General features: G+C 59.1%; 12 protein-coding genes. 7 read left to right on the forward strand and 5 right to left on the reverse strand.

What is annotated here, in order from left to right; genetic code table 11:
- Positions 1-831: 831 nt before the first annotated feature.
- Both GSQ75_RS01085 and GSQ75_RS01090 read right to left on the reverse strand, forming a co-directional pair.
- Positions 832-1254, reverse strand: coding sequence for a PH domain-containing protein (locus tag GSQ75_RS01085; RefSeq protein ID WP_158752701.1), 423 nt, complete (start codon positions 1252-1254; stop codon positions 832-834).
- A 309-nt stretch (positions 1255-1563) separates the two neighbouring features.
- Positions 1564-1977 (reverse strand): hypothetical protein, encoded by a 414-nt coding sequence (locus GSQ75_RS01090; protein WP_174236681.1) that lies wholly within the window; start codon positions 1975-1977, stop codon positions 1564-1566.
- 330 nt (positions 1978-2307) lie between these two features.
- On the opposite strand from GSQ75_RS01090, the gene GSQ75_RS01095 reads away from it, so the two are divergent.
- Both GSQ75_RS01095 and GSQ75_RS01100 read left to right on the forward strand, forming a co-directional pair.
- A complete protein-coding gene (locus GSQ75_RS01095; protein ID WP_158752702.1) occupies positions 2308-2460 on the forward strand; it encodes a hypothetical protein in 153 nt (50 codons plus the stop codon).
- An 88-nt stretch (positions 2461-2548) separates the two neighbouring features.
- A complete protein-coding gene (locus GSQ75_RS01100; RefSeq protein WP_158752703.1) occupies positions 2549-3913 on the forward strand; it encodes an MFS transporter in 1365 nt (454 codons plus the stop codon).
- A gap of 206 nt (positions 3914-4119) precedes the next feature.
- Here the strand turns inward: GSQ75_RS01100 and GSQ75_RS01105 are convergent, their stop codons facing one another.
- Positions 4120-5721, reverse strand: coding sequence for a glucosyltransferase domain-containing protein (locus GSQ75_RS01105; protein WP_158752704.1), 1602 nt, complete (start codon positions 5719-5721; stop codon positions 4120-4122).
- Positions 5722-6025: 304 nt separating this feature from the next.
- On the opposite strand from GSQ75_RS01105, the gene GSQ75_RS01110 reads away from it, so the two are divergent.
- The 5 genes from GSQ75_RS01110 (at position 6026) to GSQ75_RS01130 (ending at position 8954) form a co-directional block, all read left to right on the forward strand.
- Entirely contained in the window at positions 6026-6304 is a 279-nt protein-coding gene (locus tag GSQ75_RS01110; RefSeq protein WP_158752705.1) for a 2-hydroxyacyl-CoA dehydratase, read from the forward strand.
- A 108-nt stretch (positions 6305-6412) separates the two neighbouring features.
- The gene (locus GSQ75_RS01115; protein ID WP_254058396.1) at positions 6413-6805 is read left to right on the forward strand and encodes a metalloregulator ArsR/SmtB family transcription factor; all 393 of its coding nucleotides are present in this window, start codon (positions 6413-6415) and stop codon (positions 6803-6805) included.
- A complete protein-coding gene (locus GSQ75_RS01120; protein WP_158752706.1) occupies positions 6805-7338 on the forward strand; it encodes an arsenate reductase ArsC in 534 nt (177 codons plus the stop codon). The genes GSQ75_RS01115 and GSQ75_RS01120 overlap by 1 nt, the downstream gene beginning before the upstream one ends.
- Positions 7328-8440 (forward strand): ACR3 family arsenite efflux transporter, encoded by a 1113-nt coding sequence (gene arsB, locus GSQ75_RS01125; RefSeq protein ID WP_158752707.1) that lies wholly within the window; start codon positions 7328-7330, stop codon positions 8438-8440. The genes GSQ75_RS01120 and arsB overlap by 11 nt, the downstream gene beginning before the upstream one ends.
- A gap of 79 nt (positions 8441-8519) precedes the next feature.
- Positions 8520-8954, forward strand: a complete 435-nt coding sequence (locus tag GSQ75_RS01130; protein WP_158752708.1) for a PepSY domain-containing protein — start codon at positions 8520-8522, stop codon at positions 8952-8954.
- Positions 8955-8975: 21 nt separating this feature from the next.
- On the opposite strand, the gene GSQ75_RS01135 is transcribed toward GSQ75_RS01130, so the two are convergent.
- Together GSQ75_RS01135 and GSQ75_RS01140 are read right to left on the reverse strand one after the other, a co-directional pair.
- The gene (locus tag GSQ75_RS01135; protein WP_254058397.1) at positions 8976-9971 is read right to left on the reverse strand and encodes an alpha/beta hydrolase-fold protein; all 996 of its coding nucleotides are present in this window, start codon (positions 9969-9971) and stop codon (positions 8976-8978) included.
- Between the two features lie 40 nt (positions 9972-10011).
- Positions 10012-11634 (reverse strand): alpha-glucosidase family protein, encoded by a 1623-nt coding sequence (locus GSQ75_RS01140; RefSeq protein ID WP_158752709.1) that lies wholly within the window; start codon positions 11632-11634, stop codon positions 10012-10014.
- Positions 11635-12022: the final 388 nt, after the last annotated feature.

Consider the following 12022-nt stretch of genomic DNA (forward strand, 5'->3'; position numbering starts at 1 on the left):
TGAGCAGAACGAGCGACCGTCCCTTCGACAACCGCGGCGGGTCCTCGACCGGACACAGCACTATGCAGCGCAAGCCACCCGCTCCGAACAATATTCATGATTTCCCCTTATGGCCCGGCGCTGCAGTTCAGCACGAGCGGTCAATACGCTTTATATCAAACTCGAGCGTGGGAAAGTTGTTCGCTGTGCCCTCGGTATCTGCCCGTCGCTGCGGATACTGCATTCAGAGGATCTCCCCCAACAAGAAAAGCTTCCTTTTGGGGGCCAGTGAACCGGCCACGGGGGATTGCTACGGCTCGGGGGCGCTCGGTGCATCGGCGAGGAACCAGACTTCCCGGGCGAGGTCAATTTGCAGCGGTGGCGACTGGACGGCCTTCAGGTCCGTCATAGTTGCCTGTATCGGGGTCGGCTGTATGACACCACATAACAACACCATCAAAAGACCTTCCAAGGTAAGCGGCGCGCTCCCTAGCTAGCACTTCGCTCTTGAAGCACTGAGTGATCACCTTGCACCCTCCACGAAAGCCTTGCACAACATAGATAGTGTGTGGCATCTCCTTTCTCCTGACCCTAGGCAACCATGCAGAGCCAATGTGTCATCAGAAGACATGCCGAAGAACTGGCGGAACCTACAGGTTCGCCCGAAAGGTCATTATCTATAACGTAGACATAAGCGGCCTAGCTGAGTGGACGCCCTGGCGGCATTGCCGACTCGGAATAGGTCAGGTCTCGGTTTAGTTGCTTCAAAAGCATGGCATGCGACAACACGAGCGCGCTCATTGATTGGCGAGGCGATCGGCTCTAGCCAGCCGCGCTAACTTTCTGCGACCCTCACATGTGTTCGATGGGCATGACCCGGCGACGCGTGCGCTCACGCAACGAGCACTCGCGCATGGTATCCGCCAGCCCTTCCAGGCCGGGTATTCCATACAGATAGACCGAAGCCATCCCCTCATCGGACGAGTGCATATGCACCTGGCACAGGCCAAGTACCCGCATGCCAAACGGCTTCAGCAGGTCGAAGTGATCGACACGGAACAGTTCAAGATTGTCCTGCGTCTTGGAAAAAATCCCGCGTTCAAAGCGCACACGTTGTGTGGTGATCGTGAACGTGGTGGACAGACTGCGCAGCCAGTAGACAACCAGCGCGATGCCTAGCGTGATGATCACGAAAAAGTACTGGCTAAAGGTGTAGATCACTTTGGGGTGGCCCGAGAAAAGCGTCTTTTCGACCGCAGTTTCCTTGGATGCCACATAAGCATCCAGATCCGTACCGCAGTATCGGCATTTGTGCGCAGCGGCCTGGATCGCCTCACCGCATGCGGGACACACCTTCATTCCCTCTTGCATAGTTTTCGCCTGTTTTTTCCCTGGTGCGCGTGGACTACCTCTGCAGCCTCGATCACCATGCTCATGGGTAGATTCAAAGATTTAGCCCGCTGATCGATTTCTCGATCAGCGGGCTATTCGTTTCCGGTCGAGAGCCGGATTGCGCTACCGTTGCACCCCGATCTGTTCAAGCCATATCAGGATATCCAATCCGGGAACTCGCGCCAGCGATCGTCAGTGCCTGTCGTCGCCACCTACATGGCCACGCCCATCACGCATTTCATTGCCCCTGAAGTTGGCAATCCGGCCTGGGCGCTGTGTTGCCGTGGGCCTTTCACCACGATTCGGCAGAGGGCCTCGATAGCCGCGATGCACATCGAAACGGTTGTCTACGTGGCCGTGAAAATCGTGACGGCCGTGAAACCATGGGCCCGCGCCAATGAAGATGCCATCAGTAAACCATTCCGGACCGTAGTAGCCGTAAGGGGCACACGGATAAGGCGCGTAGTCGTAGTAGCCATAAGGGCAGTCGGGAGCGACACCGATGCTGACGCCGACGGCAACTTGAGCTTCTGCTTTGGGCGTGGTCGTCGCGGCAAAGCAGACTCCAGCAAGAACGGCCACGGAAAGACATTGAAATCTGTTCATGACTTCCTCCTCACGCATTTGGACCAGTGGTCATCGTCCACCCGACCACGTCAATTCGCCGTGACCCATCAAATCGCCTTTAGTCGCAGTTCAAGCATGTGGATTTGCTCCTCATGATCTTCTTGTTCAGTCGACACGCAGCAGCATCACGCTCGCCCCAGCGCAGTCATCGTCGCTACCCGCTCCAACAACAAACCATCACGAGATACTTATCCTGCTTGTCTTATGGTTCCGGTCACCTTCACCGGAAATTGATCATGAGCTCTCTACCTCATTGTCGTCATCGTGCAATTGTTGCTCAGCGTTTTGTGAAGCACATATCGACATCTCGTGAAACGTAGCCGATGGATTGCGTTCCTGTTCCTGGTCGTCTCGATCGTCGCCATGCTTGGGATAGGTCTCTACCTGAGTACCACACATCAGGGCACGCATCCGGTCGACAGCGGCTCGCCAGAAAACACGCCCGCATCGCCACATCAATGATGTGTTCGCGAGATCGCACCCTCTCGATGAATTCGCATCACTCTCATCATTCTCGTGACGCCAGACGGTCAAGACGTATAGCGCAGCAATGAACGAATCCAGGCCATCGCCGCACGCGAAGTCACTGTTGCTTGCCGCGATGAGTCTCGGCTATGGCGTCGTGCAACTCGACGTCACCATTGTCAACACGGCCTTGCACAGTATCGGCACATCGCTGGGCGGCGGCGTATCCGAGCTGCAGTGGATTGTCAGTACCTATACGATCGCGTTTGCAGCCTTGATCCTGACCGCGGGGGCGCTGGGTGATCGGATCGGTGCGAAGAAAGTCTTCATGGCAGGTTTCGCCATCTTTACGACTGCTTCTCTCGCGTGCGCGCTGGCACCATCAGCGGTGCTTCTGATTGCAGCAAGAGCCATGCAGGGCATCGGAGCGGCAATCCTGGTGCCGAATTCGCTCGCCCTGCTCAACCATGCCTATCCGGACGAAAAGGAACGTGGGCGCGCAGTGGGAATCTGGGCAGCGGGTGCGAGTCTTGCTCTCACGGCAGGCCCGCTTGCAGGCGGCGTCCTGATTGCTCTCGTCGGCTGGCGGAGCATCTTTCTGGTCAATCTGCCCATCGGTATCGCCGGTCTCTGGTTGACGTGGCGCTATGCGAGCGAGACGCCGCGCTCACCTCACCACTCACTCGATCTGGGCGGCCAAGCAGCGGCGATCGGCGCACTGGGTTGCCTCGCTGGCGCCATTATTGAAGGCGGCACTCGCGGCTGGAGCAATCCGTGGGTTCTGGCAGGTTTTGCTGCCTTCATTGTTCTTGCTGCGGCTTTTGTATTCCAGGAACGGCGTGCGAAGCAGCCGATGCTTCCGCTTTCGTTGTTTCGAAACAGAATGTTCGCACTGACGTCGGCGATCGGCCTGCTCGTGAACGTGGCCTTCTACGGCCTCATCTTCGTGCTGAGCCTGTACTTCCAGCAGGTCAACGGCCTGTCACCTCTTGCAACAGGCCTGGCATTTCTCCCGATGATGGGCGCCGTGCTGCCGGTGAATCTGTTGGCGGCTCGCGCGACCGAGCGATTTGGCGCTCAAGCCATCATCGCCACCGGCGCAATCATGGCAGCCGTGGGATGCATGGCACTGCTTGGCACCGACCGCGGCACCAGCTATTGGTCCATGTGCGTCCAGCTTGTTGCGATCGGTGCCGGCCTGGGCTTGCTGGTACCACCGCTCACATCGACCCTTCTCGGCAGTGTGGAAAAGAAACGCTCGGGTATCGCCGCTGGCGTTCTCAACGCCACCAGACAGACAGGCAGTGTCCTGGGCGTAGCCCTGTTTGGAGCATTTGTCGCCAGGAAAGGCGCATTTGTCTTTGGCACCCGGGAATCGCTGATCGTGTGCGCGATTCTCCTGTTGGGAGCTGCAATGACGATCATGGTCGGCTCCCGCAACAAGAGCTAGGTCACCTGCCGTCATAACGCTGTGCAAGGAGGTTTGGCGCAGACGCGGTCATCACGCTCCGTACCGGATGCTGCAGTCAACCGGTGAAGGCAGCTTCTCTGTCTCGTCAAGGACTGACGACACCGGCCATTGACTCGCCTGATGCATTTTTAAAATTTGCCGCCGAATGGGCGGTTTCTTTTTGTGTGTTTGGCGCTGCCGTGGACTCAACGCGGCACCGGCGCCACGCCTATGACGCAACGTTGCTGTAGGGCCCCGCGTAACGACACGACAGCCGTGTCATCGACCAGGTACAGGCTGTAATCCTTCGTGTTGCGTATTGCGGGAATCTGGCAGCTCTTCGCCAGGATCGCAGGCTTCCGCTGCAAGTCCGCGGCACTCGCCTCGAAGTCCAGGTCAACGACATCCGGGATGTAATACATGAGGAACATGTGGGTGTGAAATGTTTCACCCTCCGTGATGTAGGGGATGATCAACGGATGGATCAGCGGGAATTGTTCGGCGACATGCGCCGTGATCGGTGAATAGCCGATAGTGCCGTCGAGCAAGAAGGAATGGATGGGGTGGTCAACTCTCAGTTCGGCCAGATCTTCGGCCATGCGCGCGCCGATCTGATCCTCGTAATTCTTCTGCTCACCCAGTGCGTTGCCGTAGGCGCTGGCGATGACGCACATGCCCAGTGCAAGCATGCAGGCAGCCGACAAGGTCCACGCATCCGACCGGCGCCATTGCCGCAGGGCCGCCTGCATGACGATCAACCCTGCCGCCAATAGCGCACCGACTCCCATCAGCACGCGCGGCATCATCTCCGGCCTGAGCAGCAGCAACATGGGGCCGAATACACAGGCCAAGGCGGCCAACGGCAGCACAAAACTACTCGCAAACAGGATCACCGTGACCCAGGCCGGTTGCGTAAGGCGAGTCTTGAGCGCGTAACGGATGCCGATGGCAATCGGAAACAGCAGCAGCAAGATCAACAGCGGGTTGAAGTACCTCCACCACTGCCGGCTGAAGCTGTCGCCGATGAAGGTACAGAACGCGACGATATTGGTCTTTATCACCGGCAGGTCGTGCAAGCCGTGGATCTTTTCGCTTTGCTTCTCTACCCAGCCATGGATGTGGATACCGATGACGAGTTCATAGACAAGCATGGCCACGCCCACCTGCAACGCCCGCGACAGAAATTGCATCATCAACTGGCGCGGGGTCTTTTCGTGGAGCTGGGCCAGCACGACATCCAGCAGGATGAAGATCAGGCAGGCATTGATGGCCGGCTGATAAAAACTGAGGCTGGCAAAAATCGAGAGGACTCCCAGCCACCAGCCTCGGCGATTGTCCTTGATGGTGATCACCGGCAGCAGGGCCAGCAGCATCGCCAGGCTCATGCTCAAGGCATCGAACTTGTAGGAGAGGTTTTCCAGATAGAACGGTTGCGCGCCAAGCGGGAATGCCACAAGTGCGGCCATCCATGGCGAACGAATGGCATATCGACGCGCAATCAGCACGCCGACCCACGCAAGTATCACGATGGCCCCGATCTGCGTCAGTGGCGAGATATCCACCAGTGCGGAGTCATAGGACTGCAGCAGCTTCATCAGCAGGGTGGTCAGCGGCCGACCGTTGGAATCCCAACCGGTATGCCCGATCAGCGCACGCTTCAGGTCGTCATCGTAATAACGATTCGCCCGCAGGATCGGATACAGAATCAGGAAATAAAGCGCGAGAAGAATGGCGAAAACGCTACGGTCATCGCGCGCCGGATCAGTACGTGGGCTGACTTGTTCGTCGTGTGAAATCGACTGATTCACGTATCAAGATTCCTTGGAACAACCAGATGATGCCGGACGCTAAACGAACTCAAGCCGACATTACCGCCATAATCGCGCGCCCGGCGTCGCATTATCACGGATTGCATGGCAGAACTGCCGCACGATGCCCCTCGTCAGTCATCGCTTGGATTTGTCCAGACGGATAAGGGGTCGGGACCCCTCCCGGGCGAGAAAGTGTTCCTGATGATCCCTCTCGACCTGGTCAGCTTGCACAGCCACGTGACGTCACAACGCCAGGCTCACGTGCGAAAATTGAGCCACTCACCGATACCCTATGTGCGCCATGACCTCCCAGAAATATGACTTCCGCCAGTTCCAGGAAGAACTCGCGACACTCGAACGCAAGGTTGAGAAGCAACAACCATCCAAGCCTCTTGGCAAGAAAGAAGCTGCTGCTCAACGCTTGGCGATGGCACGTGAAGAATTCCTGATGCTTCAGAAGCGGCATGGTTTGACTGTTGCGGATGTCGTTGCCTTTTTCCCCGAGGAGGAAGGCATTGCTTACCTTCAGCAGCTCATCGCTGCGGCGGCAACAAAGCCTCGGCGAACACGGAAGTCATAAGACTTCCCAAGTTGGATTGAGTGCTGTCGCACCAGATAGCCAACTCCACCGCGACGCTCAACCACCCATCGAGCGAGCCCCTCAGCAATCCAAACTGCGCATCAACGCGTGGCCAAAAGAACAGTGCTTGACTCTTTTTCATATTTCTACAATTATAGAAATATGAAATCAAAAGATGCCATCACCTGCCTGAATGCGCTCGCCCAAGAGCACCGCCTGAATCTGTTTCGCTTGCTGGTGCAGGCCGGCGATGAAGGCATGGCAGTCGGTGAACTGGCCGCGGCGACCGGGCTGGCTGGTGCGACGCTGACCAATCATCTGCACATCCTGCGCCGAGCCGGCATGGTCAGTGACGAGCGGCGTGGCCGGGTCATCCAATGCCGCGCGAGCTATCCGCAGATGAATGAACTGCTCGGGTTTCTCACCGAAAGCTGCTGCACAGGCTCGACTGCAGCCGATTGCGCACCGGCTGCGATATGCAAACCAGCAAGAAAAAATTGATGAAGCGCACCAATGACTCGGTGAGCGCAGATCAACCGCGCAACGTGCTGTTCCTGTGCACCGGCAACTCCGCACGTAGCGTGATGGCAGAAGCCCTGCTCAACGTGCTGGGCGAAGGCCGATTCCACGCGTACAGCGCCGGCAGCTTCCCCAGCGACAAGGTTCAACCCATCGCCGCTGAACTGGCGCAAGCCTTCGGCTACACCAAACCGCTGCGCAGCAAGAGCTGGGACGAATTCGCGCAAGCGGATTCGCCCTCGATCGACATCGTGATCACCGTCTGCGACAACGCCGCCGGCGAAATGTGTCCAATCTGGCCAAGCCAACCAGTCACGGCGCATTGGGGCATACCTGATCCAGTATCCGAAACCGGTTCCGAAGATCAACGCAGGCGCGCTTTCCAGTCGGCCTGGATGATGCTGCGTCGACGCATCGACCTGCTGCTGGCATTGCCGCTCGAAAAACTCGACCGGATCACGATGCAGCAGGAACTGCGTGCGATCGGTCAGGCGGAAACCGTCAATGAATCGTAAGGCTGCCGGATCTGCACCTGCACCGATCGGATTTTTCGCCCGTTATCTAAGCGTATGGGTCGCAGTGTGCATCGTCGTTGGCATCGCACTTGGGCATGCCTTTCCGATGGTCTTCGAAACACTGGCCGCGGTCGAGGTGCAGCACATCAATCTGCCCGTCGCCGGACTGGTGTGGCTGATGATCGTGCCAATGCTGCTCAAGGTCGACTTCGCGCAGCTCGCGGGTGTGCGTCATCAGGTGCGCGGCATCGGCATCACCCTGCTGGTGAACTGGGCGATCAAGCCGTTCTCGATGGCGCTCCTGGGCTGGCTGTTCATTCGCCATGTCTTCGCCGCGTGGCTGCCGGTCGGACAGCATGATTCCTATATCGCGGGACTGATCCTGCTGGCCGCCGCACCGTGCACGGCGATGGTGTTCGTCTGGTCAAGGCTATGTGGCGGCGAGCCGAACTTCACGCTCGCCCAGGTGGCACTCAATGACACGATCATGATCGTGGCGTTTGCGCCCATCGTCGCCCTGCTGCTTGGTGTGGCAGCGATCCATGTGCCGTGGGGAACATTGCTGCTGTCGGTGCTGCTCTACATCGTGGTGCCTGTTTTCGTTGCACAGCTCTGGCGTGAATGGCTGCTGCGATATCACGGACAGGCCGCGCTGGATGCGACGCTCAAACGGATCGACCCGTGGTCGACCGCGGCACTGCTGGCCACACTGATCCTGCTGTTCGGCTTTCAGGGAGAAGCGATCCTGGCGCAACCGCTGATCATTGCGCTGCTTGCCGTACCCATCATCATTCAGGTGTATCTCAATGCCGGCATCGCCTATGGCTTGAGCCGCTGGCTGAAGGTGCCGCATTGCGTGGCCGGCCCAGCCGCACTGATCGGCGCCAGCAATTTCTTCGAACTGGCGGTGGCGTCAGCCATCAGCATTTTCGGCCTGCGTTCAGGTGCCGCGCTGGCGACGGTTGTGGGTGTGCTGGTCGAAGTGCCGGTGATGCTGTCGGTGGTGCGCATCGTCAATCGCACCGAATCCTGGTTCGATGCATCACCCGTGCTCGCAGCAAGAAAAACCGGCATGCCCGCGGCGAAACACACTGTGCGATGAATGCGCGCCTCCCTCGTTCACAGCAGGTTGATTTTGTCCGGACAAGACTCGGGACTCTGCAAGTAGCGAGGAACTATCCATGAAGAACAAGATCACTCCGCTCACTTTCGCGCTCGCGCTGGGCATACTCTCATCGGGAATTTCCAGCGTTGCCATAGCGCAGCAGGCCATGGCCGAACCGCAGGTGCAGAGTGCGCTCACTCAACAGGGCTACACCAAGGTGCATGACCTCAAGTTTCGTGATGGCATGTGGTATGCCCATGCCAAGAGCGCCAACGGCATGGGTGTAGATGTTCGTATCGATGCAAAGACCGGACAGGTCTATCCGGACAAGCAGGTATCGCAATTGAGCGAGCATGATGTGCGCGCCTCCTTGGAAACCCAGGGTTATACACATGTCCACGACGTGGATTACAAGGATGGCATCTGGAACGCCAAGGCTAAAAACCCGGCTGGCAATCGCGTCGAGCTGAAAGTCGACGCCAGCAGCGGCAAGGTGATCGGCACCGATTAGCAGACGGATGGCCGAATCAGTTCAATGCTTGCCGTAAGCCCACAGCAGGAACGGCGGCAACATCTGCTTCCATGACGTCTGATTGTGTTTGCCGCCCTGCAGCAGGAACAGCGCGACATCCGTGTCGCGCGATGGGTGGCGCGCATAATCCAGGTTGACCGTATATCCCAGTTGCTTCAGGCCGCGCGCATGGAAGCCGTCAGGACCACGATAACCTTCGATGACGTCCTGCACGTCGTTGATCGCATCGATGATGCCGTTGCCATCGCGATCGCTGGTTTCTTCTGCGGTGCCCACGGCAAACCACATCTTCAGGCCGGCGCGAATGGGGCCGTGATCGACCATGCCCTGCACCAGCCGCGTGTGCTCGATCGCCGTTACGTTGCTGCGATCGGCGGCCAGCCAGAACGAGGGTGAGAACGCGCCGACCCAGCCGAACACGTCCGGATACTCCCAACCGAGATTGAACGCGTTCAGCGCACCCAGCGACCAGCCGAGCATCGCGCGATCGCGGACGGAGCGGCGCGTGCGGTAGTGCGCGTCGACATACGGCACCAGCATGGTGGCGACCCAATGCGAATAGTCCTGCGCGCGCGTGCCGATCGGACCGATCCGGGAACCACCGACGAGGCTGCGTGAAGCCACGCGATCGGACAGGCCGTAGCCACTGGCACGATCGGACAGCATGTCGATCGCCACCACGATGACCGGTTCGATCGCGTGTTCGCGATAGAGCCGTGCAAGCGTCGCCTGCAGATCCACCGCCGGCATGTCCTGACCGTCGTTCGCATACAGCACCGGATAACGTCTGCTCGCGGCGGCGGCGGTGTTGTAATTCGGCGGCAGGTAGATCACGACCTTGATCTTCTCCGGCGCAAAAGCGGGTGCGTCGAGTTGCAAGCGGATCGCTGCAGTGCCGGCGACCGTCGCCGATGCTGCAGGCACCTCGGCCGACCAGCCTTCACTCACACAGCATGTCAGCAGCAGAAGCGCGATGAACAAGCAGCTGCGCATCATGCGCACACCGGCGGATTCATGCGCGGCTGCGGCACCGGGATCAAGCCAGGCTGGCAAACCACACGCCGTAGCCAGGCAAGTGCAGCTGGTTGCCTTCGAGGTGGCCTTGCAGCAGGCCATGACCATCCACGACAACCGGCTTGCCACGTACAGTCGGCAACGCGAGTTCGACAGCTGCATCAACAAGGTTGAACGCCACCAGCAAGGTCTTTCCGGCAAAGCTGCGGGTGAATGCCAGCACCGGTTCGGCCGTGTCGAGGAACTGGATGTCGCCCCAGCGCAGCACCGGCTGCGACTGGCGCCAGTGCATGAAGGTGCGAAAGCCATTCAGCGCCGAATGCGGATCGGTTTCCTGATGTGCCACCGCCAGCGCGAGATGTTCCTGCGGCACCGGTAGCCACGGCATGCCTTGACTGAAGCCGGCGTGCGCTGCATCGCCGCTCCACGGCATCGGTGTGCGACAGCCATCGCGCCCCTTGAACTGCGGCCAGAACGCAATGCCGTACGGATCCTGCAAGGATTCGTAGGGCAGCTCGGCCTCGGTCAGGCCGAGCTCCTCGCCCTGGTAGACACACACCGAACCGCGCAGCGAGCAGACCATCGCGGTAAGCAGGTTGGCCAGCGACGTTGATGGCTGGCCGCCGCCCCAGCGCGTCAGCACGCGTTCGACGTCGTGGTTGGAGATGGCCCAGCAAGGCCAGCCCTCGGTCATCTGTGCTTCCAGCGTCTGTACCGTGCCGCGGATGTGAGCGGCACTGAAATCGTCGGTCAGCAACTCGAAGCTGTAACCCATGTGCAGGCGGCCGTGGCGGGTGTATTCGGCCATCGTGGCGAGTGAATCCTCGGAGGAGATCTCGCCCAGTGCAGCCACGTCCGGATAGTGGTTCATCAGCGCGCGCAACTCGCCGAGAAACGCCAGATTCTCCGGCTGCGTGTTGTTGTAGTAGTGGTACTGGAATGCGTAGGGGTTATCCGGACTGAAACCGCGTCCGACGCGCTTTTCCTTCGGCTTCGGCGGATTGTCGCGCAGCTCGCGGTCGTGGAAGCAGAAGTTGATTGCGTCCAGGCGTACACCATCCACGCCTCGATCCAGCCAGAAACGCACACTGTCGATGATCGCTGCGCGCACTTCGGCGTTGTGGAAATTAAGATCCGGCTGCGAAGTCAGGAAGTTGTGCAGGTAGTACTGGCCCCGGCGCGGGTCCCACTGCCAGGCCGAGCCGCCGAACAGCGATAGCCAGTTGTTCGGCGCCCCGCCATCGTCCTTCGCATCGCCCCATACGTACCAGTCGGCCTTCGGATTGTCGCGGCTATCCCGGCTTTCCTGAAACCAGGCATGCTCGGCCGAGGTATGGCTGAGTACCTGGTCAATCATCACCTTCAGGCCGCGCTCGTGAGCACCGGCCAGCAGGCGGTCGAAATCGGCGCGCGTACCAAACAACGGATCGACATCGCGGTAATCGGCAATGTCATAGCCGAAGTCGGCCATCGGCGACTTGAAGAACGGGGCGATCCAGATCGCATCGACGCCAAGGCTGGCTACGTAGTCGAGTCGTTCAATGATGCCCGGCAGATCGCCCACGCCATCGCCGTCCGTATCCAGAAAGCTGCGTGGATAGATCTGGTAGATGACGGCTCCGCGCCACCAGGGTGCATTACTCATTCGCATGTCCCAAGGGTTCCTTGCCCAAGTGGCAGCGACGCGCCCGATGGCGGTGCTGCATGGTCTGTCGGGGAGCTTAGCGGCTGCATGCAGAAGCGGCCGCGACAGTGCATACGTATTCATGAATGCCCTCCATCGCAGTGCAGCATAAAACGACCAGCAATCGTTTGGACTTCCATATGGTTATGACATTGATTGTATCGGATGGAAGCTGCAGCAAGCCTTCCACGGCATCCGCGGCGCAGAAGATTCGGTCAAGAACCCCCTCATGGGCATCGCGCGACGCACGGCACAGCCTGCGTTTGCGGTGCATAGCAGCACAATGAATACGTATGCAGGAAACGGTTTGGCTGCAAAAGGCCGCCCTACCATGACGCCACGTTGACGG

It is taken from the genome of Dyella sp. S184 (assembly GCF_009766065.1).
In the GTDB taxonomy this organism is placed as follows: domain Bacteria; phylum Pseudomonadota; class Gammaproteobacteria; order Xanthomonadales; family Rhodanobacteraceae; genus Rhodanobacter.

Excerpts from the sequence above, each read along its gene's own strand:
- GSQ75_RS01090 (WP_174236681.1), bottom strand. The coding sequence starts at position 1,977 with ATGAACAGATTTCAATGTCTTTCCGTGGCCGTTCTTGCTGGAGTCTGC.
- GSQ75_RS01100 (WP_158752703.1), top strand. The coding sequence starts at position 2,549 with ATGAACGAATCCAGGCCATCGCCGCACGCGAAGTCACTGTTGCTTGCC.
- GSQ75_RS01110 (WP_158752705.1), top strand. The coding sequence starts at position 6,026 with ATGACCTCCCAGAAATATGACTTCCGCCAGTTCCAGGAAGAACTCGCG.
- GSQ75_RS01120 (WP_158752706.1), top strand. The coding sequence starts at position 6,805 with ATGAAGCGCACCAATGACTCGGTGAGCGCAGATCAACCGCGCAACGTG.
- arsB (WP_158752707.1), top strand. The coding sequence starts at position 7,328 with ATGAATCGTAAGGCTGCCGGATCTGCACCTGCACCGATCGGATTTTTC.
- GSQ75_RS01130 (WP_158752708.1), top strand. The coding sequence starts at position 8,520 with ATGAAGAACAAGATCACTCCGCTCACTTTCGCGCTCGCGCTGGGCATA.
- GSQ75_RS01135 (WP_254058397.1), bottom strand. The coding sequence starts at position 9,971 with ATGATGCGCAGCTGCTTGTTCATCGCGCTTCTGCTGCTGACATGCTGT.
- GSQ75_RS01140 (WP_158752709.1), bottom strand. The coding sequence starts at position 11,634 with ATGAGTAATGCACCCTGGTGGCGCGGAGCCGTCATCTACCAGATCTAT.